The following is a 25947-nucleotide window of genomic DNA, read 5'->3' as shown; positions in this document are numbered from 1 at the left end:
ATCATTCCCCAGGTCCCGGCGGCGGCTGCGGCGAGCCGTAGATCAAGGCATTGGGATGCTGGCTGAGGCGGCGACTCAGGCGGCGCAGCTCGCGGGCGCTGGCGCCCACCTCCAGACTCAGGCGCTGGATTTCCGCTTCCAGGGTGAGCAGTGCCTGATGCAGGTCGCGGCCGGTGGCGGCGCTGGTGCGTTCCAGCTGCCGGCCCAGGCGGGTGACGACGGTGGCCGCCTGGATCAGTTGTGCCGCCAGGCGGTCGTAATCGGTCAGCAGGCGGTTGAGCTGCCGGCCCAGTTGCGGCAGCGATTCGCCCGCCGCGGCCAGGTCGCGGCTGAAGCGGGCTGTTTCGGTCAGCAGACGATCCAGATTTTCCCGGTTCCGGGCCAACGTGGCGGTCACTTCCTCGAGATTGGCCAGAATGTGGTGCAGCGCCTGGATGTTTTCCTGATCGAGCACCGCCGCCAGCCGTGCGCCGAGCTGGTCGATGCGCGCTGCGGCCCTGCTGACGGCTTCATCGAGGCGGCCGGCTGGTGAGGGCCGGGTGGGGATCACCGCCGGACTGCCGTCCGGCAGCGGGCTGGCCAGCGGGCGGCCGTGGGCGCCTCCTTCCAGCTCCACGAAGGCGATGCCGGTCAGGCCCTGAAACTTGAGGATGGCGTAGGTGTCGGTGCGGACCGGTGTGCCGTCGGCGATGTCCAGCCGCACCTGCACCCGGGTGGGATCGGCCGGATCGAGGGACAGCGCCCGCACCAGCCCCACATCGACCCCCCGGTACTTGACCGCGGCGCTGGGATTGAGCCCGGCCACCGACTCGTGGAAATAGGCCAGATACGGGCGGTAGCGGGTCACCCCCAGATCCGAGGCCAACCACAGGCCGGCGACGATGGCGGCCGCCGTCAGCACCAGCACGAACAGGCCCACCAGGACGTAGTTCACCTTGGTTTCCATTCCCCTCCCCGTCGGTGGCGGGCGGCGAAATAGGCGGCGATGGCCGGATGCGGGTGGTGGACCAGCTCCCGGATGGGCGCCACCGCCACCAAGCGGTGCCCGGCGAGGAAGGCCACCCGGTCGGTGGCGTTCCACAGGGTGTCGAGATCGTGGGTCACCATCACCACCGTAAGATCGAGCAGGGATTTGAGCTCGACCACCAGTTCGTCGAAGGCGCCGGCAGTGACCGGGTCCAGGCCGGAAGTGGGCTCGTCGAGGAACAGCACCTCGGGATCGAGCGCCAGGGTCCGCGCCAGAGCGGCGCGCTTGACCATGCCACCGGACAACTGACGCGGATATTTGGCGGCGTCCCCCGCCTCCAGACCGGCCAGCGCGATCTTGAGCATCACGATTTCCCGCTTGAGGGAAGCGGGCAGACGGGTGTGTTCGTCCAAGGGGAAACGCACGTTCTCGAACACCGTCAGGCTGCTGAACAGGGCGCCGTTCTGGAACATGAAACCCAGGCGCAGACGCAGGTGGCGCTCGGCCTCCCCGCTCAGCCGGCGGGCGTCGCAGCCGAACAGACGGATCTGGCCCGACGTGGGTCGGTGCAGCAGCGCCATAGTACGCAGCAGCACGCTCTTGCCACTGCCCGAGGCGCCGATGATGGCGAGGATTTCACCGCGGCGGACGCTCAGGTCGATGCCTTCGTGGACCACCGTGGCTCCAAAGCGGTTGTGAATCCCCCTCAGTTCGATGACCGCCTCTTCCATCACAGATCCAGCTTGTTGAACAGAATGGAAAACAGCGCATCTACCACGATCACCAGAAAGATGCTCTGCACCACGCTGCGGGTGGTGGCGTAACCGACGCTGGTGGCCCCGCCCCGCACCCGGAAGCCCTGGTGGCAGCCGATGGCGGTGATGAGAAAGGCGAACACCGGCGCCTTCACCAGCCCGACCCAGAAGGAACTGGGCATGAGGAAGGTCTGGGGCAGGCGCTCCAGATAGCCCCTCAGCCCCACCCCGAACAGCAGGTCGGACACCACGACCCCGCCCAGGATGCCGGTGAAATCGGCGAACACGATCAGAAGCGGCATCGCCACCAGCATTGCCGCCAGCTTGGGCAGGGCGAGGATCTCCACCGGCTCGAGCGCCAGACTGCGCAGGGCGTCCACCTCCTCGGTGATCCTCATGGCGCCGATCTCGGCGGTGTAGGAGGAACCGGTGCGGCCGGCCATGATGATCGCCGTCACCAGCGGAGCGATCTCGCGCAGGATGGTCAGTCCCACCAGATCGACGATGTAGATGTTGGCCCCGTACTGGCTCAGGGGGTCGCCGCCCTGGTAGGCGATCACCACCCCCATCAGGAAAGACAACAGGCCGACGATGAACAGGGCGTTGACGCCGGCCCGCTGCGTTTCCGCCAGCAGCGCCCGCCAGCGGATGCGCCACGGGCGCAGCAGCCAGCCCAGCGCCTGAAGCGCCAGGCGGCCGACGAAGGCCAGAAATCCCAGCCCGTCGTCGATCACCTCGCAGACCGCCCGCCCCAGATGCGCCAGCCAGTGGGGCGACGGAATGGCCGGAGGCGGGGCCAGCTCCCGTTCCACCAGCGCCAGCAGCCGGCAGCGGGCCTTGCTGAAACCCTCCAGGGTCACGTCGATTCCCGCTTGGCGCAGCCGCGCCCTCAGATCGACGATGGCCCGGGCCCCGGCGGAATCCAGCGCCGTCAGGCCGCTGCCGTCGATGACCAGGGAGCGGCCGGCCGGCAGCGACGGCAACCTTTGCAACCGAACATCCTGGAGACACAAAACAGTCCACGACCCGGTAAGCAGCAACCGGGCATCTTCGAAACGCCAACCTGCCATCTCAGGGGGGTGGAAAGGCCCGTTCTGTCATAACCAATCACGCCGCCCATCATCCATTACATACAAATCTTGTTCCTCGGTGTCGGGCCCGATTGGGAGCAGCCGGATTTTGCCGAATTCACCTTCGAACATCGCCTCTCCTCTATATTAAGGTTACTCAAAGCCAGCCTTTGCGGCGGAACCAGATCAGCAGACCCAGGGCGATCATCAGGCATATCCCCAGCACTGCAGGATAGCCATAGCGCCATTCCAGCTCCGGCATGTGCCTGAAGTTCATACCATACACACCGACAATGAATGTCAGCGGCATGAAGATGGTGGCGAACACGGTCAGCACCCGCATGATCTCGTTGGTGCGCATGCTGGCGCTGGAAAGATAGATGTCGAGCAGGTTGGCGCTGGTGTCGGCCAGGGTCTGGAGCAGATCGGCGATCTGGTGGGCGTGGTCGAGACAGTCGCGCAGATAGAACCGCACCGTCTCGCCGATCCACTCATCGGCCTCGCGCAGCAGCCTCCCGAGGGTTTCGCGCTGGGGCCAGGCGCTGCGGCGCAGCAGCAGGATGTCGTGGCGCAGGCGGTAGATGTCCCCCAGGGCGCGGCGGTCGGGGTTGACGATGAGGTTCTCCTCCAGCACCTCCAGCTGGTCATCGAGCTGCTCCAGCACCGGAAAGGCGCCATCGACGGCCACATCCACCAGGGCATAGAACAGATAGTCCAGATCCGCGCGCCGCAGCCGGTCGTGGCCATTTTGACGCAGACGGCGCACGATGCCGTCGAAGGGATCGCGATCCCCCTCGAACACCGTCACCAGATGATTGCGGTGCAGGGAGATATAGAGCTGGCGCAGCACCACCCGGCCGTGTACCAGTACCGGCACATTGAGCACCACGAACAGATGGTCATCGTAGGGCTCCATCTTGGGACGCTGCTCACCTTCGAGGATGTCCTCCTGGGCCAGGGGGTGGAGACCGAGAACCTCACCGTAACGCCGCATCCACAGCACCCCGGGGCGTCCCTGGATCCGGATCCAGTTGACCCGGTCGGTGTGGCGCCACTCACGCAGCGCCTCCAACGCCTCGTCACCGCACTCGATGAAATGCTGGGTGTCGAAGCTGTATCCCTGGACTTTGGGCATCGATTATTCCGGCAGCAGTCCCAGCACCAGGGCCACCCCGCCCTCGGCCAAAATCTGCACGCCGATGGCGGCCAAAAGCAGACCCATGATGCGGACCATGATGTTGAGACCGGTCACCCCCAGGGCGCTGCCGATGGGCTCGGCCAGATGCAGGGCGATCCAGACGATCGCCGCGACAGCGGCCACGCACAAGCTCAACCACAGGCGGTCCATGATCGAGGCCACCTGATGGGCGATGACGATCACCAGGCTGATGGTACCGGGCCCGGCCATCAGGGGAATTCCCAGAGGCACCACGCCGATGGCCTCGCGCTCGCTGGCCTCGGCGGCTTCGTCCTCGGTATGGGCGGCATGACTCTGACGGGCATGAAGCATGGCGATGGCCATCAGAATGATGAGCAGCCCACCGCCGACCCGGAAGGCGGGAATGCCGATCCCGAAAAATCGCAACACCACATCTCCGCCCCACAGCGCCGCTAGCAGCACCAACAGAACCGTCAGAGCGGCAGTGCTAGCGATGGCACGGCGTTCCTCATGGGAACGGTCGGAAGTCAGGGCGAGAAACACCGGCACCGCCCCCATGGGATTGACGATGGCGAGAAAACCGATGAAAGCCTGCAGGTAGAATCCGTACTCCGGCATTACTGTGGCTGTATCGTAAGGATAAGTGCGCTTAGAATACCATCCATGGCCCGCCGTTTGCGCCATCTACGCCGTTTTTTGCCCCGCTGGCAAGCCAGTGCCGCCTACCTGAGCCGCACGCTGGCGCTGGAAGCCTGGTTCCCCCATCTGCCCCTGGGCCTGGCGGTGGGGCTGCTGGGGATGGTCCATCTGCTGCCGCCGCCGATCCGCACCCTGGAGCAGGCCCTGTACTTCACCATCGAAACCCTGTCCACCGTCGGTTACGGTGACATCGTCGCCCAGGCCCCCCAGGCGCGTCTGTTTCTGGTCTCCCTCATCAGCGCCGGCACAGTGGCGGTGGCGAGCATTTTCGGCGCCATCCTCGTCCCCCTCATCAACCGCCAGATGGAAGCCCTGTTCCACCGGAGGAGATCCATGAACCGCAAGGACCACTACATCATCGTCGGCGCCAGCGCCCTGGCCTACAACACCTATCAGGAACTGTGCCGCCGCGGCGAGAATATCACCTTCATCCTCCGCCGCGATCCGGAAGGCAGTCCCTACAGCGACCTGGACGTGGTCGTGGGCGATGCCAGCGACATCGAGGTGCTCAAACAGGCCGGCGGCGATCAGGCCAAGGCGATCCTGGCCCTGACCGACGACGATTCGGAAAACGCCTTCATCGTGCTCGCCGCCAAGGAATTGGACAAGGTGCGCACCATCGCCGCCGTCAACGACGCCCGCAACCTCAAGCGCCTGCGCCGGGTCAAGCCCAACCTCATCATCGCCCCGCCGGTGCTCGGCGGCGAGCTTCTGGCCATGGCCCTGAGCGGGGAAACCATCGATTCCAAGCGCCTGATGCAGTTGTTGATGGGATCGATCTGATGAAACCCACCGGCCACAAAACCAAGATCGTCGCCACCATCGGCCCGGCCTCGGACACCGTCACCTGCCTGATCCGCATGCTCCGCGCCGGAATGCGGGTGGCCCGCCTCAACCTGGCCCACAGCGATCCCGATCACCACGCCCGCACCATCGACCGCATTCGCCGCGCCAGCGCCCGTAGTGGCTATCCGGTGGCCATCCTCGCCGATCTGCCCGGCCCCAAGCTGCGCATCGGTCCTTTGGATCCCGATCCGGTGGTGCTGGCACGGGGACAGCCTTTCGTACTCACCACCGAACCCGTCACCGGCGACGCCCGGCGGGCCAGCCTGCCCTTGGCGGAGCTGCCCCGCGCCGTCCGTCCCGGTGACGCCGTCTTCCTCAACGACGGCTTCATCGAGCTTCGGGTGGAGACGGTACGCGGCAACGAGATCCACTGCCGGGTGGTGGTCGGCGGCGAGCTGCGTTCCCACAAAGGCGTCAACATTCCCAAGCTGCGAATTCCCCTGCCGGCCTTCACCGAGCAGGATCAGCGTTTGCTGGCCTTCGCCTGTGAGCAGGGCGTGGACGCGGTCAGCATTTCCTTCGTCGCCTCGGCCGGGGACGTGCATCAGGTACGCCAGGCGGCCCAGGATCTGGGCGCGGCCCCTTACCTCATCGCCAAGATCGAACGCGCCGCCGCCCTGGAGCGGATCGACGCCATCCTCGCCGCCGCCGACGGCATCATGATCGCCCGCGGCGATCTGGGCGTGGAGACGCCGATCGAAACCATCGCCCTGACCCAGAAGCGCCTGATCCGCAAAGCCAACGCGGCGGGCAAGCCGGTCATCACCGCCAACCAGATGCTCGAATCCATGACCGTCCACAGCCGTCCCACCCGTGCCGAGGCCACCGATGTGGCCAACGCGGTCCTAGACGGCACCGATGCGGTCATGCTGTCGGAGGAATCGGCCCTGGGACGGTTTCCGGTGGAGGCGGTGCGGATGCTGGGGCGCATCGCCCGCCACGCCGAGGCGGAACGGGAACGCCGCATCACCCTGCCGGAACCGGGGCGGCGGAAGAACGTACAGGAAGTCATCGCCCTGGACGTGGCCACCACCGTTCTGCACCTGGGCATCCGCCACGTCTTCACCCCCACGGAAACCGGCGCCACCGCCCGCCGCATCGCCCGCTTCCATCTGCCGGCCTGGACCATCGCCCTCTCCCCCCATCCGGCCACCTGTCAGCGGCTGCTGTTCAGCTACGGCGTCCATCCGGTCCATACCGGCGAAGACGGGCGGGAATGGCGCCTGATCGCCTGCGACTGGCTTCACCGCCACGGCATCCGCAAGGGACCGGTCATCGTCACCCAGGGCCCGTCCCGCGGCCATCCCGGAGAGACCAACCGGCTGGAGATCATCGACCGGATCGAATGCCCGGGATAAGGATTTACAACCGCTGCCTCTGCTGTCATCATAGGGCGAACGTCCACCAGAGGCGACCATGTCCCTGCTGACCCTCAACTGCGGCAGTTCCTCGGTCAAATTCGCCCTGTTCGAGCCTGCCGCCCTGGAGCGTCGCCTGGAGGGGGAGATCGAGGCCATCGGCACCGCCGAAGGCCGGATACAGGTGCTCGGGGAACACCGGCTCGACCAGCACGTACAGCTGGCGGATCACCATCAGGCCCTGGCGCGGCTCGCGGCCCTGCTGGGGCAATGGCGGATCGTTCCCCGCGCCGTCGGTCACCGGGTTGTCCACGGCGGCGAACGGTTTCATGAAACCGTGGTCGTGGACGACGCCGTGCTGGCGGCGATCGAAACCACCGCGGCGCTGGCGCCGCTGCACAACCCGATCAATCTGGAAGGCATCCGCCTGGCGCAGCAACTGTGGCCGCAGGCGGTCCAGATCGCCGCCTTCGACACCGCCTTTCACCAGACCCTGCCGCCGGAAGCGTTCCACTACGCCGTCCCCAAGGTCTGGTATCCGGCCCACGGCGTGCGCCGCTACGGCTTCCACGGCCTGTCCCACGCCTACGTCACCCGGCGGGCGGCCGAACAGCTGGGCAAACCGCCGGCGGAGTTCAACGCCATTTCCCTGCATCTGGGCAGCGGCGCCAGCGCCTGTGCGATCGAAAACGGCAAAAGCATCGACACTTCCATGGGCCTGACGCCGCTGGAGGGGCTGGTAATGGGCACCCGCCCCGGCGACCTGGACCCCGGTGTGCTGCTGCACCTGCTGCGCCGGGGCCTGACGGCCGCAGCCCTGGACGAGGCGCTCAACCGTACCAGCGGCCTCAAGGGCCTGTGCGGCCATGCGGACATGCGCGAAGTCCGGCAGGCGGCCGCTGGCGGCGATGAGGACGCCCGGCTGGCGCTGGCGGTCTTCTGCCGCCGGGTGAAGAAATACATCGGCGCCTACCTGGCTTTACTGGGCCGGATCGACGCCCTGATCTTCACCGCCGGCATCGGCCAGCACAGCCCCGAAGTCCGCGCCCGCTGTCTCGAAGGGCTGGAAGGGCTGGGGCTCACCCTCGACCCGCAGCGCAACCGCCAGGCCGACGGCCACACCCTTGCCCCGATCCACCATCCGGAGGCGAAAACCGCCATTCTCGTCGTTCCCACCGACGAGGCCTGGCAGATCGCCCATGACATGCAGACGCTTTTGAACCTTCGGGAGAATGACCATGACCACGCTTAGCGATGCCGAACTGGAAACCCTGCTGCGCTACTGGCGCGCGGCCAATTATCTGGCGGTCGGCCAGATCTATCTGCGCGACAACCCCTTGCTGCGCGAACCGCTGCGCCCCGAGCACGTCAAGCCCCGCCTCCTGGGGCACTGGGGCACCTGTCCGGGCCTCAATCTGATCTACGCCCACCTCAACCGGCTCATCCGCCAGCGCGATCTGGACGTGCTGTTCATCTGCGGTCCCGGCCACGGGGCGCCGGCGGTGCTGGCCAATCTGTTTCTGGAAGGCACCTACAGCGAGTTCTATCCCCACATCACCGGGGACGAGGAGGGCCTGCGCAAATTCTTCCGCCAGTTCTCCTTCCCCGGCGGCGTTCCCAGCCACTGCGCGCCACAGACGCCCGGCTCCATCCACGAGGGCGGTGAACTGGGCTACAGCCTGGCCCATGCCTTCGGCGCCGCCTTCGACCATCCCGAGCTGCTGGTGTGCTGCGTGGTGGGCGACGGCGAGGCGGAGACCGGGCCGCTGGCGACCGCCTGGCACGGCAACAAATTCCTCAACCCGGCCAGTGACGGGGCGGTGCTGCCCATTCTTCACCTCAACGGCTACAAGATCGCCAATCCGACGGTCCTCGCACGTATCGACGAGGAAGAACTGACCGCCCTGCTGACGGGCTGCGGCTGGCATCCCCTGTACGTCTCCGGCGACGATCCGGCCCAGGTCCATCGCGATTTCGCAGCCGCCTTGGCCCAGGCCGCCGACGCGATCGCCGCCATCCAGCGGCAGGCCCGAAACCAGCCCGGCCGGATCGAACGCCGGCGCTGGCCCATGCTGGTGCTGCGCACCCCCAAGGGCTGGACCGGCCCCAAGACCGTGGATGACAAACCGGTCGAAGGCACCTGGCGCTCCCACCAGGTACCCCTCAGCGACCTGCACCAACATCCGGAACGGATCGCCCAGCTGGAAGCCTGGCTGCAAAGCTACCGCCCCGAGGAACTGTTCGATGAATCCGGCCGGCCACTGCCGGAGCTGCGCGCTCAGGCGCCCGAGGGGAACAAGCGCATGGGCGCCTGCCCCTATGCCAACGGCGGCCTGCTGATCCGCGACCTGCGCCTGCCGGAATTCGACGACTACGCCGTCTCCGTTCCTTATCCCGGCGGCACCGATGCCGAGGCCACCCGCGCCCTGGGACGGTTTCTGCGCGATGTCATCCGTCTCAACGAGGATCTGCGCCATTTCCGCCTGATGGGGCCGGACGAGATCCGCTCCAACCGCCTCGATGCGGTGTTCGAGGCCAGCGACCGGGTCTGGCTCGGCCGCCTCCTGCCGACGGACGAGCATCTGGCGCCTGAAGGCCGGATCATGGAGATCCTCAGCGAACACACCTGCCAGGGCTGGCTTGAAGGGTACCTGCTGACGGGCCGCCACGGCCTGTTCACCTCCTACGAAGCCTTCATCCATATCGTCGATTCGATGTTCAACCAGCACGCCAAGTGGCTCAAGGAAGCCCGCGAGGTCCCCTGGCGCCGCCCGATCGCCTCCCTCAACTACCTGCTCACCTCCCACGTCTGGCGCCAGGACCACAACGGCTTCACCCACCAGGACCCCGGGTTCATCGATCTGGTGGTCAACAAGAAATCGGAACTTATCCAGGTCTATTTCCCGCCCGACGCCAACAGCCTGCTTTTCATTGCCGACCGCTGCCTGCGCAGCCGCGACTGCATCAACGTCATCATCGTCGGCAAGCAGCCCGAACCCCAATGGCTCGACATGGATGCCGCCATCAGGCATTGCACCGCCGGCATCGGCATCTGGGAATGGGCCAGCAACGATCAGGACGGGGAAACCGACGTGGTGATGGCCTGCTGCGGTGACGTCCCCACCCTGGAGACCCTGGCGGCCGTCGATCTGATCCGCACCCACCTGCCGGAAGTGAAGGTGCGGGTCGTCAACGTGGTCGATCTCATGACCCTGCAGCCGCCCGAGGAACATCCCCACGGCCTGCCGGACAAGGCGTTCGACACCCTGTTCACCACCGACCGGCCCATCGTCTTCGCCTATCACGGCTATCCCTGGCTGATCCACCGGCTGGCCTACCGCCGCACCAATCACAAAAACCTCCATGTGCGCGGTTACAAGGAGGAAGGCACCACCACCACGCCCTTCGACATGGTGGTGCGCAACGACATAGACCGGTTCCACCTGGTGATGGACGTGATCGACCGCTTACCTCAACTGGGCGCCCGTGGAGCACACATCCGTCAGTTGATGCGCGACCGGATCATCGACCACAAACGCTATATCGTCGAACACGGCCATGACATGCCGGAAATCCGCAACTGGCGCTGGCCTCGTGAAACCTGATACCTAGGAGGATTTTGCCATGAAAGCTGTTCATGTCTTTTTCAGCCTGCTGGGTCTGCTGTCCCTGCTGGCAGGCTGCGCCAGCCTGCCGCCGGAACTTCAGGGGCAGGCCGCCCCCCTGTCGCTGGCCCAGGTCCAGGCCGAACCGGAGAAATACCGGGGTCGGACGGTGCGCTGGGGCGGCACCATCCTCAAGGTGGAAAACGCTGCCGAGGCCACCCGGATTCAGATCCTCGCCCGCCCCCTCGACCGCTCGGGACGTCCCCAGAAAGACGGCGAGCCCCTGGGCCGCTTCATGGCCACGACCCCGGCCTTCCTGGACCCGGCCATCTACCTGCCGGGGCGGGAACTGACCGTCCTCGGCACGGTGGCCGACAGCACGGAGATCAGCGTGGGCGAGCGCAAGCTCCGCATCCCCCTGATCGCCGCCAAAAGCTGGCACCTTTGGCCCCGGCGGGAGAAGAAATCCCCGCCGCCGGTCTATCCCACCTGGTATTGGTGGTATGACTTCTGGTGGTGGTACTACCCCTGGGGTCCCTGTTGCTGGTAACGCGTTTCAGACCAGCAGCTCGGGCTGCTGGTCGGCCGGCATCCGCGCCAGCTCCTCCGGCGTCAGGCGGGCGTAGATCTCGACCAGATTGCCGCCGGGGTCCTTGAGCCACAATTCGTGCAGCGGGGTGCCGCGCCAGGTGGTGCGCGGCGGCTTGTGGACCGGGAAGCCGGCGGCCACGGCGCGGCGGTAGGCGTCGATCACCGCCGCCTTGTCGGCCAGCTCGACCCCCAGGTGATAGAGGGTGTCGTGGTGCAGCGCCAGGCCGTCATCGACGAGGATGACGAAATTGGTCTTGAGCCGGTCGTTGACGAAGATCACGTAGCGGTGGGTCCATTCCTTGGGCTCGACCCCGAGCAGCCAGCTGTAGAAACGGGCCGCCTGGGCGATGTCCGGCACCCGGATGCTGGCGTGGAATTCCCTGGGATCGAGGGGCGGCGGCAGATCGCGCAGGGCGGCGAGCACTTCGATGCGCTGGGCGATGGCGTCGCGGGTCTGGCGGAAGATGGCCAGCCGCTCTGCCTCGCTCAGATTTTCTTCCTTGCGGTCCGGATCCGGCATCGCCCAGTTGAGACGCCGGGCCCGGGCCGCCACCACCGGACAGGATTCCTCGGCGCACAGGGTCACGATCAGGTCGATCCGGTCCAGGTCGATTTCGTCGATGGCCTTGCTGCGCAGCCGGGCGGTGTCGATGCCGATCTCCTCCAGCACCTTGATCGCGTAAGGGTTGACCCGGCCGCTGGGCTGGCTCCCGGCGGAACAGACCCGGACCTGGTCGCCGAAACGAAGCCGCGCCAGGGCTTCGGCCAGCTGGCTGCGGGCGGAGTTGGCGACGCACAGGAACAGAACGCTGTCGAACTGCATGGAGAACTTTTCTCGTCTCAGATTCTCGAACATGATTCAGCTCCCTGCAGCTTGCGGGACCTCGGAGGAAAACCAGTGCCGGGTCCGGTTGCAGAAGGCCACCACCGACAGCATCACCGGCACTTCCACCAGCACCCCGACCACGGTCGCCAGCGCCGCCCCGGACTCCGGCCCGTACAGGGTGATGGCGGTGGCCGCCGCCAGCTCGAAGAAATTGCTGGCGCCGATGAGGGCCCCCGGCGCGGCCACGCTGAAGGGCACCTTGAACAGCCGCATCAGGCCGTATGCCAGCGAGGCGTTGAAATAGACCTGCAGCAGAATCGGCAGGGCGATCAGGGCGATGTGCAGCGGCTTGGCGAGGATGTTGTCGGCCTGGAAGGCGAAGATGAACACCAGGGTGGTCAGCAGGGCGATGATGGCGACCGGATGGAAGGCTTTCAAGTAGTAGTTTTCGAACCACACGATTCCCTTCCAGCGGATCAGCACTACCCGGCTGAGACTGGCCAGCGCCAGCGGAATCACGATGAAGACGATGACGCTGTAGAGCAGCACCTGGAACGGCACTTCCAGACCGCTGGCCCCCGCCACCAGCAAGCGGACGATGGGGGCGAACAGGATCAGCATCAGCAGATCGTTGAGGGCCACCTGCACCAGGGTGTAGGCGGGATCGCCGTCGGTGAGATAGGACCACACGAACACCATGGCGGTACAGGGGGCAGCCGCCAGGATGATGCAGCCGGCGATGTACTGGTCGGCCTGTGCCGGGCCGATCCAGGGCACCAGCAGGTGGCGGAAGAACAGCCAGGCGAAGAAGGCCATGGAAAAAGGCTTGACCACCCAGTTGACGAACAGGGTGATCAGAATCCCTTTGGGACGCCGGCGCACCCCCAGGATGCTGGAAAAATCGATCTTCAGCATCATCGGATAGATCATCAGCCAGATCAGCACCGCGATGGGGATGTTGATCTGGCTGTGGTCGAACTCCATGGCCCGCAGCCGTCCGGTCAGTTCCGGGAAACTACGGCCCAGAACCACACCGGCCGCCATGCACAGCCCCACCCAGACGGACAGGTAGCGTTCGAAGAAGCTGAGGCGTTTTTTGGCCACCGGAGGATTCACTGTCGTCGCCATCGTCTGTTCCTCACGAATTTGCAAAATGGTGTATTTTGGCGGCGACAGTTTATCAAACGATGACAACTTCCCAAGCAGAAACCAGAGCGGCATCGGTTGATGGTCAAATGCTTTTGGGAGTGGCATTATGGCGATGTCAGGCAAAAAAAGGTGATCCCATGACCGACAACCCCATGAAGGACAAGATGGCGCAGATGCACGAGGCGATGGCCTATCTGCGCAGGAAGTATCCCACCGAAACCGGCGCGTTCTCCTACTTCTTCAAAAAGACCGAATCGGGACCGGCGCTGTCGATCCGCGAGAAAGAACTCATCAACGTCGCCCTGGCGGTGGCGAGCCAGTGCGAGTGGTGCATCGGTTCCCACGTCAGGAGCGCCGCCCACGCGGGCGCCACCCGCGACGAGATCGTCGAGGCCGGCTTCATGGCGGTCATCATGCACGGCGGCCCGGCGCTGATGTACATGACCCCGCTGGTGCAGGCCCTGGACCTGTACCTGCCGGAAGAAGAGAAGGAGGACTGACATGGACCGGGATCAGGCCCTCGCCTTCCTCCACGACATGCTGCTGGGGCGACGGTTCGAGGAGCGCTGCGCGGAAGAATATATGAAGGGCAACATTGCCGGCTTCCTCCATCTGTATCCCGGCGAGGAAGCGGTGGCGGTGGGGGTGATCCACGCCTGTGAGACCAGCGACTACATCGTCAGCACCTACCGCGAGCACGTCCACGCCCTGGTGCGGGGGGTGCCCGCCGGCGAGGTGATGGCGGAGCTGTTCGGCAAGCGCTGCGGCTGCAGCCGCGGCATGGGTGGCTCCATGCATCTGTTCGATCCGCAACGCCGTTTCATGGGCGGCTACGCCATCGTCGGGGAGACCTATCCGGTGGCCATCGGCCTGGGCTACGGCATCGCCATGAAGGATCTGCCCGAGGCGGTGATCTGCTTCTTCGGCGACGGCGCCGTCAATCAGGGCACCTTCCACGAATCCCTCAACATGGCGGCCCTGTGGAAGCTGCCGGTGCTGTTCGTGTGCGAGAACAACCAGTACGCCATCGGCACCGAGATCCACCGCCATTCGGCGGTGCCGGAGGTGTACAAGCGCGCCGCCGCCTACCGCATCCCCGCCGAGCGGGTGGACGGCATGGATGTGCTCAAGGTGTATCGGGCCACCGAGCACGCCCTCCAGCAGATCCGCGCCGGCAGTGGCCCCCAGCTGCTCGAGTGCCTCACCTACCGCTTCCGCGGCCACTCCATGGCCGACCCGGGCCACTACCGCCCGCCGGTGGAGGTCAAGGCCCACCAGCAGACCGATCCTCTGGAACTGGCGCTGCGGGAACTGTCCCTGGTCTATCCGACCCCGGAGCAGATCGCCGCCGGTCCCGACGCGCTGCTGAAACTGCGCCAGTACTGCTTCGACCAGGGCCACCTCCACGAGGAGGGCTTCAAGGAGCTGGAACAGCAGGTCCAGGACGAGGTGGAGGCGGCGGTGCAGTTCGCCCTGGAATCGCCGCAGCCAACCCTGGACGATGCCTGGCAGGCCCTGTACTGCAACCGCGGTGACGAAATTCTGATCTAGGAGGCAGCGATGGCCGAAGAAGTGCTCATCTGGCAGGCCCTCAACCGCGCCCTCGACGAAGTGATGGCGGCGGACGAGGATGTCTTCATCCTCGGTGAGGACGTGGGACTCTACGGCGGCAGCTATCGGGTCACCGAGGGGCTGTACGCCAAGTACGGCGAATGGCGGGTACGCGACACCCCCATCTCCGAGGACAGCTTCACCGGCCTGGGGGTCGGGGCGGCGCTGATGGGGCTGCGCCCGGTAGTGGAGATCATGACCATCAACTTCGCCCTCCTGGCCCTGGACGCCATCATCAACATGGCGGCCAAGGTTCCGTTCATGGCCGGCGGACGCCTGCCCATGGGCCTGACCATCCGCACCCCCGGCGGGGTCGCCAAACAGCTGGCGGCCCAGCATTCCCAGCGTCTGGAACACACCCTGATGAACGTGCCGGGACTGCGCATCGTCGTCCCCGCCACTCCCCAGGACGCCTACTGGCAGCTCAAGCAGGCGGTCCTCAGCGACGAACCGGTGATCGTCCTCGAACACGAACTGCTCTACTTCCACAAGGGCCCGCTGGACCCGGCCATACCGCCGCCCCCGCCCCACCGCGCCGTGGTGCGCCGGCCGGGACGCGATCTCACCCTCATCGCCTATTCCAAGATGGCGGTGCTGGCCGGGCAGGCGGCCGAACGGCTGGCCGCACAGGGGATCGAGGCCGAGGTCATCGACCTGCGCAGCCTGTCGCCCATCGACTGGCAGACCTGCGCCGATTCGGTGGCCCGCACCCACCGGGTGCTGATCGTCGAGGAGGACTGCCGCTTCGCCGGCGCCGGGGCCGAGATCGCCGCCGGCCTGACCGAACGCTGTTTCACCCGGCTCGAAGCCGCCCCCATGCGCCTGGCCGGCCTCGACATGCCGACCCCCTACAACGGCACCCTTGAGGCCCAGACCATTCCCCAGGTGGACGACATCGTCGCCGCCGCCCACCGACTCGTGAAGGAGGGATCATGAAACAACCGATCATCATGCCGGTGCTGTCGGACACCATGGAAGTGGGCCGCCTGGTGCGCTGGCTCAAAAAACCCGGGGACCCGGTCAAGAAAGGCGAAGTGATCGCCGAGGTGGAATCGGACAAGGCGGTGATGGAGCTGGAGGCCTTCAGCGATGGCTGGATCGCCGGCCCCCTGGCCCCGGAGGGCAGCGAGATCGCCGTCAAGCAGGTGATCGGCTGGATCGCCGACAATCCGGAGGAGGCCAAAGGCGAGGCCGCCCCCGCCGAAACGCCCCCAGGTGCGGCAGCAGCTGAACCGGCACCGCCGCCCCCTCCCAAGGAGGCCCCCAAACCGCCCCCCGCACCTGCGGAAGCTCCTTCACCACCACCATCCCCGCAAGCCACCGCCCCCTCACCGGGCGGCACCGTCAGCCCGGTGGTCGCCGCCGCCCTGGAACCCCGCCGGCCGGCCGCCGGCGGCATCACCCCGCTGGCGCGGGAACTGGCGGCGGAACTGGGCCTCGACCCGGACACCCTGCCTGCAGGCGCGGACGGCGTCGTCCGCGCCGGCCAGGTCCTGGCCGCGGCCCTCGCCGCCCCGGCGCCGGATCTGAGCCACAGCCCGCCGCACCAGGTCGAACTGCCGTCGGCGCTGCGCTGGAAAGTGGCCCTCAACATGCAGCGGACCACCGACACCCCGATGTTCCGGGTCACCACCACCGCCGACCTCCGCCCCCTGCGGGATTTCGCCCACGCGCGCGAATGGTCCCTGACCCTGCTGCTGGCCCGGGCCTGCGCCCTGGCGCTGACGGCCCATCCGCTGTTCAACCAGGCCTGGACACCCAAGGGCCTGGCGCGCTTCGAACGCATCGACATCGGCATCGCCCTGGACCTCGGCGATGGTCTGGTCTCGCCGGTACTGCGGGACGTGGCCGGGCGGCCGCTGGAGGAACTGGCCGAGGACTGGCGCATCCTCAAGGACAAGACCCGGCGCCGGCGGCTGCGGCCGGAAGATTACGAGGGAGCGACCTTCTACCTCTCCAATCTGGGCACCTTTCCCGGGGTGCGCCAGTTCGACGCCATCGTGCCGTTGGGGTCCAGCGCCATCCTCGCGGTGGCGGCCGCCGACGTCGAAGGCCGCACCGCCCTGACCCTAAGCTGCGACCACCGGGTGGTCTTCGGCGCCGATGCCGCCCGTTTCCTCGACACCCTGGTCACCCGCCTGGAACAGCCTGAAACCCTGGTCAAACTGTGAACCGTAGCGAACGCAACCCCCGACTAGCGGGGCGCATCGTAGCGCCGGGGCCGTCCCTGCGGCGACAGCACGATCTGCCACAACTGTAGATAGCGGGCCCGGAAGGCACCGGCGAAGCTGAGAAGATAGAAGCGCCACATGCGGTAGAAGCGGTCGCCGTAACGGGAACGCAGCTCGGGCCAGGCGCGCTCGAAGTTGGCGTACCAGGCCATCAGGGTGCGGTCGTAGTCGGGACCGAAATTCTGCCAGTCCTCCACGATCAGCCGTCCTTCGAAGGCAGCACCGAGCTGGCGGATCGACGGCAGCATGGAGTTGGGGAAGATGTAGCGGGTCACCCAGGGATTGCCGTGGGTTTCGGTGAAATTGCCGCCGATGGTATGCAGCACGAACAGGCCGTCAGGGGGCAGGCAACGGCGCACCACTTCCCTGTAGGTCGCGTAATTCTTGTAGCCCACATGCTCAAACATGCCGATGGAGAACCCGGCGTCGAAACGCCCCGGATTTCCCGGTAATCCTTCAGTTCGATGGTCACCGGCAGATCCCGGCACAGATCTCGGGCATAGCGGGCCTGCTGCCGGGACACGGTCACCCCGTAAACCTCGACGCCGTAGCGTTCGGCCATGTAGCGGGCGGCCCCGCCCCAGCCGCAACCGATGTCGAGCACCCGCATCCCCGGCCGCAGATCCAGCTTGCGGCAGATCAGCTCAAGCTTGGCCTCCTGGGCGGCGTCCAGGGTGTCCGCCTCTTTCCAGTAACCGCAGCTGTAGATCAGCCGCCGGTCGAGCATGGCCTGATAGAGATCGTTGCCGATGTCGTAATGCCGCTCACCCACGTGGAAGGCCCGCCGCCCGTCCTGCAGATTGGGGAGTTTGGCCTGCAGGAAAGCGACCACGTCGCGCCAGGAGCGGACTTGCTGCAGCAGCCCGGCGCGCAGAATGCGGCAGACCATCTCGTCGAGGCGGTCACAGTCCCACCACCCCTCCATGTAACTTTCCCCCAGCCCTAGGGAGGTTTCCGCCAGCACCCGGCGGAAGAAACGCTCGTCGTGGACCTGGATGTCCCAGGGACGCTCGCCGTCGATATGAATATCGGCCTGCTCGAGCAAAGCGGTCACCCGTCGGCGGCTCAGGCTCGGCCCCATCGGGGGAATCTGCAGCGGTGACAACGTTTTCGACCCCATCGCACACCTCCTCCCGCACCTGCGGGCAATGTCAGTCGAATCAGTCCGAGGAATACTCCGCCACCGGCTCCGCCGGCACCGCTTCGGCAACACGCCGCAGCAGCGCCGACCCGGCCAGCATGGTGGCGATCACCATCAGCATGAAAGCGGCATAGACGTCGTCGCTCATCACCCCCAGGCTTTTGGCGGTGACGGCCACCACCAGGGCCATCTCCCCGCGAGGAACCAGCGACCAGCCCAGCAGCCAGCCTTCGGTGCCGCGGGCCACCAGCCAGGCACCGGCCAGCTTGGCACCGATGGCGGCTATCGCCAGCAACACGCCCATGGCCAGCACCTGCAGGGAAAAGAAATCGATCAGATTGATCTGCATCCCCAGCAGGACGAAGAACACCGGTGCGAACACCTGGGTCAGCGGCTGCATCAGATCGCGGGTGGACACCTTGCCGCCACAGCGCTTCTCGATGTCCAGGGCGTTGAGCAGCAGCGCCGCGCCGAAGATGCCGATCAGGCTGGAAAGGCTCAGCAGGTCGGCGATCCAGGCCAGCAGGAAGGCCAGCCCCAACGGCAGCAGGAGCAGGGCCTGATATTGCTCCATCTCCGCCAGCCACGGCAGCTCCCATCTTGGGGCCAGGCGGCACAGATACAAAATGGCGGCCAGGTAGGCCACCACCCCGAACACCTGCCCCCAGGCGCCCGCCAGCCCCTGCCCGCCCTGGACCAGGGTGACCGCAGTGGACACCAGCAGCACCGCCAGCACATCCGCCACCAGAATCGCCCCGGTCGCCAGGGCCACCACGCTTCCGTGGCGGGCCTTGAAGCCTTCTAGCAAAGGCAGGGCGATGCTGGCGCTGGTGGGCACCAGCCCGCTGGCCAGCAGCAGCCGGGTGCTGAAATCGGCTCCCGGCAGCAACCAGTCGAGCACCACCAGTCCCAGCCCCAGGGCGGCGACCGCACCGGCAGCGGCGACCATCAGCGCCCGCATCCCGGCGCCCAGCAGTTCCTCGATGCGCATTCCCAACGCCACCCGGAACCACAGGAACAGGATTCCCAGATTGGAAAAATGCCACAGGGCACTGCCCATGAGGAGGAAGCCCGGGCCCTCGTCGCCGACCAGGATGTCGATCAGGCGGGCGCCCGTCCCTCCCGGTGCCAGCTCCTCCGGGGTGAAAATGCGGCCGGCGGCATCCACCACCGAAGCCCCGCTGATCCACACTTCGCGGAACAGCAGACTGGCGTCGCCCAGATGCATGATGAGGAAGAACAGCGGCGACAGCTCGCTCCAGTAAAGGAAGTTGCCGATGACCATCCCCACCAGCAGCTCGCCGAGAATCACCGGCAGCTGCAGGCGCCGGGCCAGCAGATGACCGGCCACCACGGCGGCGATGATCAGCCCCAGCTCGATCAGGATGTAAGCGAAAGGATCCAGTTCCATCAGGGTCCTGGGGGCGGCCGAGGCCGCCGGGGCCACGGCCAGCAGCGGCAAAAGCGTCAGCTTGCGCATCGGTGTTCTCCTCCTCAAATACTTTGTCTGTCCAGTATCCCGATTTCTCCCGGGGAAATCGAGTGATCACGCGCCGAATCGAAGTTATCATGTTGCCTTCATCCTCCTGAGGGAAGCGACTGTCGTGCGCACCGCCTTCATTTTCGCCAGCCTTGGGCTGCTGGCCGCTGCCGGCTGGGTGGCGGCTTACGATCTGGACGACCGCTGGCTGCTGGCCCCGGTGACGGCGCTGATCCTGCTGGGGCTCTATGACGTGCTCCAGACCCGCCACGCCATCTGGCGCAACTATCCGGTCGTCGGCCACCTGCGCTGGGTCATGGAATCGCTGCGCCCCTACGTGCAGCAATACTTCATCGAATCGGACACCAGCGGCATGCCCATCAACCGCATGTTCCGCAGCATCGTCTATCAGCGCGCCAAGAACGCCCGCGACACCCTCCCCTACGGCACCCGGGTGGATACTTACCGCGACGGCTACGAATGGATGGCCCATTCCCTGGGGGCCATCGAGGTCACCGAGGTGGATCCGGACCTGCGGGTGATGATCGGCGGCCCCCAGTGCCGTCATCCCTACCGGGCCAGCATCTTCAACATCTCCGCCCTCAGCTTCGGGGCCCTGAGCCCCAACGCCATCCGCGCCCTCAACGCCGGCGCCCGGCTGCGGGGATTCGCCCACAACACCGGCGAGGGCGGCATCAGCCCCTATCACCTGGAAGGAGGGGGCGATTTGGTGTGGCAGATCGGCACCGGCTACTTCGGCTGCCGTGACCGCCACGGTTGTTTCGATCCGGCCCGTTTCCGCGACCGGGCGGCCCTGCCGGCGGTGAAGATGATCGAACTGAAGCTGTCCCAGGGCGCCAAGCCGGGCCACGGCGGCATCCTCCCGGCGGCCAAGAACACTCCCGAGGTGGCCCGCATCCGCGGGGTGCCGCCGGGCATCGAGATCGTCTCCCCCGCCACCCACCGCACGTTCACCAGCCCGATCGGACTGCTCGAATTCATCGCCCGGCTGCGGGAGCTGGCCGACGGCAAGCCGGTGGGTTTCAAGCTGGCAGTCGGCGAGCCTCACGAATTCGTCGCCATCTGCAAGGCGATGGTGAAAACCGGCATCTACCCGGATTTCATCACCGTCGACGGCGGCGAGGGCGGCAGCGGCGCGGCCCCCCTGGAATACAGCAATTCGGTGGGGATGCCCCTGCGTGAAGCGCTGGCCCTGGTGGTCGACTGCCTGGTGGGCTACGGCCTCAAGCCCCACATCCGGGTCATCGCCTCCGGCAAGATCCTGTCCGCCTTCCACCTGGTGAAGAACCTGGCCCTGGGGGCAGACGCCTGCAACAGCGCCCGGGGCATGATGCTGGCCCTGGGGTGCGTCCATTCCCTCAGCTGCAACACCAACCGCTGCCCCACCGGGGTGGCGACCCAGAATCCCGCCCTCTACCGCGGCCTGGTGGTGCGCGACAAGGCCCGCCGGGTGGCCAACTACCACGCCAAAACCCTGCACGCCGTGGCCGATCTTCTGACCTCCGCCGGCCTGCGCCATCCTTGCGGGCTGCAGCGCCATCACATCTACCGCCGCATCGACCAGGCCCGCGTCCGCCGCTACGACGAGATCTTCCCACCACTGGAGGCAGGCTGCCTGCGGCAAGGATACGTCCCCCCCCGGCTGGCCGAGGCGGTGGCCAGGGCCCGGGCTGACAGTTTCCTGCCGGCTTGATCGCCGAGTGGCTGCGCTGACGATGTGCTATCATTGAGGGCGTTCCCATCACCGGATCGCCCTCATGGCCGACGCTGTCTATCCGCCTGCCTGTTTCCCCCATCTTCCCGAAGCCTTACGCGAACTCATCCCCCTGGCGCTGGATCTGCGCTGGTCCTGGAGCCATGTCAGCGACGTGCTGTGGGAAACCCTGGATCCCGAAGCCTGGCGCCTGACCGGCAATCCCTGGCTGATCCTGCAGAACGCCTCCCCGGCCAAACTGGAAGCGTTGGCCCAAGACCCGGATTTTTGCCGCCGGCTGGAAGAAATCGCCGCCGAGCGCCGGCGATATCTGGAACGGCCCACCTGGTTTCAGGAAGTCGGCGGAAAGGCGCCCCTGCGGCACATCGCCTATTTCTGCATGGAATTCGGCCTCACCGAAGCCCTGCCGCTCTACTCCGGCGGGCTCGGCATCCTGGCCGGGGATTACCTGAAAAACTGCAGTGACCTGGGGCTGCCGGTGATCGGCATCGGCCTGCTGTACCAGGAAGGTTACTTCCGCCAGATCCTCGACGAGGAAGGCAACCAGGTCGCCGTCTATCCCAACAACAATCCCTGGGAACTGCCGGTCATGCCGGTCCGCACCGATGACGGCCAGATCCTGCGGATGCACTATCGGTTCAACGGCTTCAACCTGTGGGTGCGGGTATGGCAGGCCCGGATCGGCCGCACTCGCCTCTATCTGCTCGACCTCAACGATCCCGCCAATCCCCCCTCCGACCGCTGCATCACCGACCGCCTCTACGGCGGCGGCACCGAACAGCGGCTACAGCAGGAAATCCTCCTCGGCATCGTCGGCTGGCAGCTGCTGGAACGGCTGGGGCTGGAAGCGACGCTCTGCCACCTCAACGAAGGCCACGCCGCCTTTGCGGTCCTGGAGCGGGCCCGCAGTTACATGCGCCGCCACCGGGTGGATTTCGAGCTGGCCCTGACCGTCACCCGCGCCGGCAATCTGTTCACCACCCACACCCCGGTGGCCGCCGGGTTCGACCGGTTTCCCCCGGCGCTGATCCGCCGTTATTTCAGTTATTACTGCGACACTCTGGGCATCCCGGTGGCGCAGTTGCTGGCTCTCGGCAGAAGCGATCCTGCCGACGACAGCGAACCTTTCAATATGGCCTGGCTCGCCATTCGCGGCAGCGGCGCGGTCAACGGTGTCAGTCGCCTGCACGGGGCGGTCAGCCGCCGCATCTTCTCCCCCCTGTTCCCCCGCTGGCCGCTGGCGGAAGTGCCGGTGGGCCATGTCACCAACGGGGTGCACACCCCGTCGTGGGATTCGCCCGAATCCGACCGCCTCTGGACCGACACCTGCGGCGAGGAACGCTGGGTCTGCGATCCCTGCCAGACCCGCGAGCTGATCCGCAAGGTGGACGCGGAGCCCTTATGGGAGTGCCGCACCCGCAACCGCCGCCGGCTGGTGCAGTTCGTCCGTGATCTCAGAGCCCAACGGCCGGCCTCCTTCAACTATCTGCCGGCCGACACCCCCCTGCTCGATCCCAACATTCTCACCCTGGGCTTCGCCCGCCGCTTCACCTGCTACAAGCGCCCCAACCTCCTGCTCACCGATCCCGCCCGGCTGCTGCGCCTGTTCGCCCATCCCCACTACCCTGTGCAGCTGGTGCTGGCGGGCAAGGCCCACCCGCAGGACTGGGAAGGCCAGGCGATGCTGCGGGACTGGATCCAGTTCATCCGCAGCCACCCGGAAATCGCCGGCCGGGTCGTGTTCCTGCCCGACTACGACATGCAGATGGCGGAACAGATCGTCGAAGGCGTGGACGCCTGGATCAACACCCCCAGGCGTCCGTGGGAGGCGTGCGGCACCTCCGGAATGAAGGTGCTGGTCAACGGCGGTCTCAACATTTCCGAACTGGACGGCTGGTGGGCGGAGGCCTACGACCCGGCGGTGGGCTGGGCCATCGGCGACGGCCGGGAACACGATGCCGATCCCGCCTGGGACCGCTTCGAGGCCGAGCAGCTGTATCAGATTCTCGAGACCGAGGTCGCCCCCGCCTTCTATCAGCGTGATTCCCGCGGCATCCCCACCCGCTGGCTGGCGAAGATGCGCGAAAGCATGGCACGGCTGACTCCGCACTTCTCCGCCAACCGCATGGTGCGCCAGTACACCGAACAGTACTATCTGCCCCTGGCCCAGGATTATGCCCGGCGCCACCGCGACGACCAGGCCGTCGCCCGCGACCTGATCGCCTGGCGGCATCGGCTGGAAAGTCAGTGGCACACCCTCCACTTCGGCGAGCTGGAAGTGAAGCGGGAAGGGGACGTCTACCGCTTCCAGGTCCAGGTCTATCTGGGCTCGCTGGCGCCGGAAGCGGTGCAGGTGGAAATCTATGCCGATCCTGAGGAACCGGGCGAGGCCCCCTGGCGCTTTCCCATGACGCCGGGGCATCCGCTGCTGGGATCGGTGGGCGGCTTCCTGTACCAGGGGGAGGCACCGGCCCTGCGGCCACAGGAACACTACACCGTGCGCATCGTCCCCCGCCACACCGAGGCGAAGATCCCCCTGGAGGTGACGCCGATCCTGTGGCAGCGCTGACCGGCGTCAGCGGCTTCTCACCTCATGGCTCTTGGCCAGGTGGCACAGCTCGATGATGTCGTCGAGCCGGGCTTCGGCCAGGGCGATTGCGGTGTCGGCGGCGCCGTAGTACATCTTCAGCCGGTCGTCCTCGACGATCACCCCGCAGGGGAACACCACGTTGGGCACGTCACCGACGCGCTCGTACAGCTCCTCCGGGCCGAAGATGAAATTGGGGGTGTAACCGATCACGTTCTCGGGGTTGCGGCGCTCCAGCAGCATCGCCCCGACCCGGTAGATGCGTCCGCTGGGGGTTTCGCGCACGCCGTGATAGAGCACCAGCCAGCCGGCCTCGGTACCGATCGGCGGGGTCGAGGCGCCGAGCTTTGAATTGCCCCAGCCCGGCTGCGGCGCCAGCAGCGCCTTGGCCTCGCCCCAGTAGACCAGATTCTGGGAATACTGCACCCAGATGGCCCCGACCCCGCCGGCGAAACCGCCGGGGCGGTCCAGCATCACGTAACGGCCGTCGATCTTCTCCGGAAACAGCACCGCGTCCTTGTTGGGAACCTCGGTGACCAGGGCGATGCGCTCGAAGGTCTCGAAATCGCAGGTCCGTCCCAGCCCCACCCGCGGCCCGTGGGGGCCGTAGGCGGTATAGGTGATGTACCAGCAGCGGTCCTCGCGCACGTAGGTGATGCGCGGGTCCTCGATGCCATAGCGTTCGTAGATCTCGAAACGGGGGTCGGTGGAAGGGCTGATCCAGGGCTTCTTGTCCACCCGGAAGCGATAGCCGTCCGTGGATCGGGCCAGGGTCAGGTGACTGTGGCCGTTGAGGTCCTCGACCCGCAGCAGCAGCAGATACTGATCGCCGAACTTGCAGGCGGCGGCGTTGAACACGGTGTTGCACCAGTAGGGAACGTCGTCTCGGGTCAGAATCGGGTTGCCTTCGTAACGCTTGAACGGATGCAGCTTTTCCATCTCGTCCTCCTCAATCCACCACGGTGATCTGGGAACCGATGTCGGGATGGGTCATCAGGCCTTCGTACAGCTCCACGTGACGCCGGGCGATCAGCGGCCAGGCCGGCTTCTCCCGCACGAAGCGGCGCGCCGCCTCGCCCATCGACCGGGCCTTGGCCTCGTCGCCGAGCAGTTCGGCGATGGCCTCGGCGTAACGGTCGTCGGAGGCGACAATCAGGCCGGCTCCGGACTGGCGGATCAGCTCCCGCATCGCCGGGGTGTCGCTGGTCACCACCGGCCGGCCGAACGCCAGACAATGGGCCAAGATGCCGCTCTGGGAAGTGATCCTGTAGGGCAGCACCACCACGTCGGCGGCGGAGAGGATGGTGTCGAAGGTTTCCTGACGCAACTGCCCCAGGATCACCCGGATATGGTCCCTGGCCGGTGAGCGGCGGATGTGCTCGAACAACTGGTTGCGGTATTCGGCGTATTCCTGGTTGCGGATCTTGCCCGCCAGCACCAGCAGGGCGTCCGGATAACGGCGCAGGATCTCCGGCAGCAGGTCGATGATGAGCTCGAAGTTCTTGCTGGGCCGGAAGTAACCGATCATGAGGATGACCTTGCGGTCGGCCGGCAGCCCCAGTTTCGCCTTCGCATCGGCGACCGGCTCCACCAGCCGCGCCCCGTGGGGGATCACCGTCACCTTGCGGCTGTACTGGGGCGGGTAGAGCCTTTCCAGGGTCCGGCGCTGATAGTCCTGGTGCACGATGACCTGCTCGGAATTGGCCAGGATGTTCTCGATCAGCACCCGGTGCCCCGGCTGCGGATTCTCGTACACCGTGTGCAGGGTGGTCACCACCGGCACGCCGATGAGGCGGAACTTGACGATCACCGGCAGGATGTTGACCCCGAAATGGGGGCCGTACAGCCCGAATTCGTGCTGCACGTGGACAATGTCGGGGGTGAAGCGCAACGCCACCTGATAGGCCTTGTCGTCCAGATCGTTCTCGTTGAAGGCGGGAAACACCTGCGGCCCGCTCGCCCCCAGGTGGCTGACCACGTAGACGTCGACCCCCTGCTCCCTCAGGGCGTCGATCAGATAGGCGGAATAGGTGGCGATGCCGCATTCGATCGGGGGATAGCTGGAGATGTAGCCGATTCGCATACGACCTCCTTCGGAAAGCGTATCTGTCCCATTATATCCATGGGGACCGCACAA

Annotated in this window: 21 protein-coding genes and 1 pseudogene; 11 read left to right on the top strand and 11 right to left on the bottom strand. The window is 66.3% G+C overall.

Going from position 1 to position 25947, the window contains the following annotated elements:
• Nucleotide 1: 1 nt before the first annotated feature.
• The 5 genes from MCIT9_RS06930 to MCIT9_RS06910 all read right to left on the bottom strand — a co-directional run bounded on the left by MCIT9_RS06930 (nt 2) and on the right by MCIT9_RS06910 (nt 4569).
• Nucleotides 2-946 carry an MlaD family protein gene (locus tag MCIT9_RS06930; RefSeq protein WP_317704189.1) on the bottom strand — a complete coding sequence of 315 codons (945 nt, stop codon included), beginning with the start codon at nt 944-946 and terminating at the stop codon, nt 2-4.
• Entirely contained in the window at nt 931-1698 is a 768-nt protein-coding gene (locus MCIT9_RS06925) for an ABC transporter ATP-binding protein (protein WP_317704188.1), read from the bottom strand. The genes MCIT9_RS06930 and MCIT9_RS06925 overlap by 16 nt, the downstream gene beginning before the upstream one ends.
• Complete coding sequence (locus MCIT9_RS06920; RefSeq protein WP_317704187.1) at nt 1698-2792, bottom strand: ABC transporter permease; 1095 nt, start codon at nt 2790-2792, stop codon at nt 1698-1700. Before MCIT9_RS06920 ends, MCIT9_RS06925 begins: the two co-directional genes overlap by 1 nt.
• A gap of 157 nt (nt 2793-2949) precedes the next feature.
• A complete protein-coding gene (gene corA, locus MCIT9_RS06915) occupies nt 2950-3927 on the bottom strand; it encodes a magnesium/cobalt transporter CorA (RefSeq protein ID WP_317706668.1) in 978 nt (325 codons plus the stop codon).
• 3 nt (nt 3928-3930) lie between these two features.
• Nucleotides 3931-4569: a MarC family protein gene (locus MCIT9_RS06910; RefSeq protein WP_317706667.1), complete on the bottom strand. Its 639-nt coding sequence runs from the start codon at nt 4567-4569 to the stop codon at nt 3931-3933.
• Between the two features lie 45 nt (nt 4570-4614).
• Between MCIT9_RS06910 and MCIT9_RS06905 the strand changes: the two genes are divergently transcribed.
• Genes MCIT9_RS06905 through MCIT9_RS06885 form a run of 5 tightly spaced genes read left to right on the top strand, consistent with a single transcriptional unit; the run spans nt 4615 to nt 11009 of the window.
• Complete coding sequence (locus tag MCIT9_RS06905) at nt 4615-5433, top strand: NAD-binding protein (protein ID WP_317706666.1); 819 nt, start codon at nt 4615-4617, stop codon at nt 5431-5433.
• The gene (pyk, locus tag MCIT9_RS06900) at nt 5433-6854 is read left to right on the top strand and encodes a pyruvate kinase (RefSeq protein ID WP_317706665.1); all 1422 of its coding nucleotides are present in this window, start codon (nt 5433-5435) and stop codon (nt 6852-6854) included. Before MCIT9_RS06905 ends, pyk begins: the two co-directional genes overlap by 1 nt.
• A 58-nt stretch (nt 6855-6912) precedes the next feature.
• Nucleotides 6913-8106 carry an acetate/propionate family kinase gene (locus MCIT9_RS06895; protein ID WP_317706664.1) on the top strand — a complete coding sequence of 398 codons (1194 nt, stop codon included), beginning with the start codon at nt 6913-6915 and terminating at the stop codon, nt 8104-8106.
• Nucleotides 8087-10459 carry a phosphoketolase family protein gene (locus MCIT9_RS06890; RefSeq protein ID WP_317706663.1) on the top strand — a complete coding sequence of 791 codons (2373 nt, stop codon included), beginning with the start codon at nt 8087-8089 and terminating at the stop codon, nt 10457-10459. Before MCIT9_RS06895 ends, MCIT9_RS06890 begins: the two co-directional genes overlap by 20 nt.
• Before the next feature lie 19 nt (nt 10460-10478).
• Entirely contained in the window at nt 10479-11009 is a 531-nt protein-coding gene (locus MCIT9_RS06885; RefSeq protein WP_317706662.1) for a Slp family lipoprotein, read from the top strand.
• 6 nt (nt 11010-11015) lie between these two features.
• Here the strand turns inward: MCIT9_RS06885 and MCIT9_RS06880 are convergent, their stop codons facing one another.
• Both MCIT9_RS06880 and arsB read right to left on the bottom strand, forming a co-directional pair.
• A complete protein-coding gene (locus MCIT9_RS06880) occupies nt 11016-11906 on the bottom strand; it encodes a VOC family protein (protein WP_317706661.1) in 891 nt (296 codons plus the stop codon).
• A 3-nt stretch (nt 11907-11909) separates the two neighbouring features.
• Nucleotides 11910-13004 carry an ACR3 family arsenite efflux transporter gene (gene arsB / locus MCIT9_RS06875; protein WP_317706660.1) on the bottom strand — a complete coding sequence of 365 codons (1095 nt, stop codon included), beginning with the start codon at nt 13002-13004 and terminating at the stop codon, nt 11910-11912.
• A 158-nt stretch (nt 13005-13162) separates the two neighbouring features.
• Here arsB and MCIT9_RS06870 point away from each other — a divergent pair, with 158 nt between their 5' ends.
• Genes MCIT9_RS06870 through MCIT9_RS06855 form a run of 4 tightly spaced genes read left to right on the top strand, consistent with a single transcriptional unit; the run spans nt 13163 to nt 16807 of the window.
• Nucleotides 13163-13525 carry a carboxymuconolactone decarboxylase family protein gene (locus MCIT9_RS06870; protein ID WP_317706659.1) on the top strand — a complete coding sequence of 121 codons (363 nt, stop codon included), beginning with the start codon at nt 13163-13165 and terminating at the stop codon, nt 13523-13525.
• A 1-nt stretch (nt 13526) separates the two neighbouring features.
• The gene (locus MCIT9_RS06865) at nt 13527-14576 is read left to right on the top strand and encodes a thiamine pyrophosphate-dependent enzyme (protein WP_317706658.1); all 1050 of its coding nucleotides are present in this window, start codon (nt 13527-13529) and stop codon (nt 14574-14576) included.
• Nucleotides 14577-14585: 9 nt separating this feature from the next.
• Complete coding sequence (locus tag MCIT9_RS06860; RefSeq protein ID WP_317706657.1) at nt 14586-15572, top strand: alpha-ketoacid dehydrogenase subunit beta; 987 nt, start codon at nt 14586-14588, stop codon at nt 15570-15572.
• Nucleotides 15569-16807 carry a 2-oxo acid dehydrogenase subunit E2 gene (locus MCIT9_RS06855; protein ID WP_317706656.1) on the top strand — a complete coding sequence of 413 codons (1239 nt, stop codon included), beginning with the start codon at nt 15569-15571 and terminating at the stop codon, nt 16805-16807. Before MCIT9_RS06860 ends, MCIT9_RS06855 begins: the two co-directional genes overlap by 4 nt.
• Nucleotides 16808-16830: 23 nt before the next feature.
• On the opposite strand, the pseudogene cfa reads toward MCIT9_RS06855, so the two are convergent.
• Nucleotides 16831-17594, bottom strand: a pseudogene (gene cfa, locus MCIT9_RS06850) (cyclopropane fatty acyl phospholipid synthase).
• A 433-nt stretch (nt 17595-18027) separates the two neighbouring features.
• Nucleotides 18028-19488 carry a cation:proton antiporter gene (locus MCIT9_RS06845; protein WP_317706655.1) on the bottom strand — a complete coding sequence of 487 codons (1461 nt, stop codon included), beginning with the start codon at nt 19486-19488 and terminating at the stop codon, nt 18028-18030.
• A 124-nt stretch (nt 19489-19612) separates the two neighbouring features.
• Here MCIT9_RS06845 and MCIT9_RS06840 point away from each other — a divergent pair, with 124 nt between their 5' ends.
• Entirely contained in the window at nt 19613-21202 is a 1590-nt protein-coding gene (locus MCIT9_RS06840; RefSeq protein ID WP_317706654.1) for an FMN-binding glutamate synthase family protein, read from the top strand.
• A 64-nt stretch (nt 21203-21266) separates the two neighbouring features.
• Nucleotides 21267-23792: an alpha-glucan family phosphorylase gene (gene glgP / locus MCIT9_RS06835; protein ID WP_317706653.1), complete on the top strand. Its 2526-nt coding sequence runs from the start codon at nt 21267-21269 to the stop codon at nt 23790-23792.
• Between the two features lie 6 nt (nt 23793-23798).
• On the opposite strand, the gene MCIT9_RS06830 is transcribed toward glgP, so the two are convergent.
• Together MCIT9_RS06830 and MCIT9_RS06825 are read right to left on the bottom strand one after the other, a co-directional pair.
• Nucleotides 23799-24749: a glycoside hydrolase family 130 protein gene (locus MCIT9_RS06830; RefSeq protein ID WP_317706652.1), complete on the bottom strand. Its 951-nt coding sequence runs from the start codon at nt 24747-24749 to the stop codon at nt 23799-23801.
• A 10-nt stretch (nt 24750-24759) separates the two neighbouring features.
• Entirely contained in the window at nt 24760-25893 is a 1134-nt protein-coding gene (locus MCIT9_RS06825; protein ID WP_317706651.1) for a glycosyltransferase, read from the bottom strand.
• Between the last annotated feature and the right edge of the window lie 54 nt (nt 25894-25947).

The organism is Methylomarinovum caldicuralii, assembly GCF_033126985.1.
GTDB lineage: Bacteria > Pseudomonadota > Gammaproteobacteria > Methylococcales > Methylothermaceae > Methylohalobius > Methylohalobius caldicuralii.
This window is presented reverse-complemented; position numbering and strand designations above follow the sequence as displayed.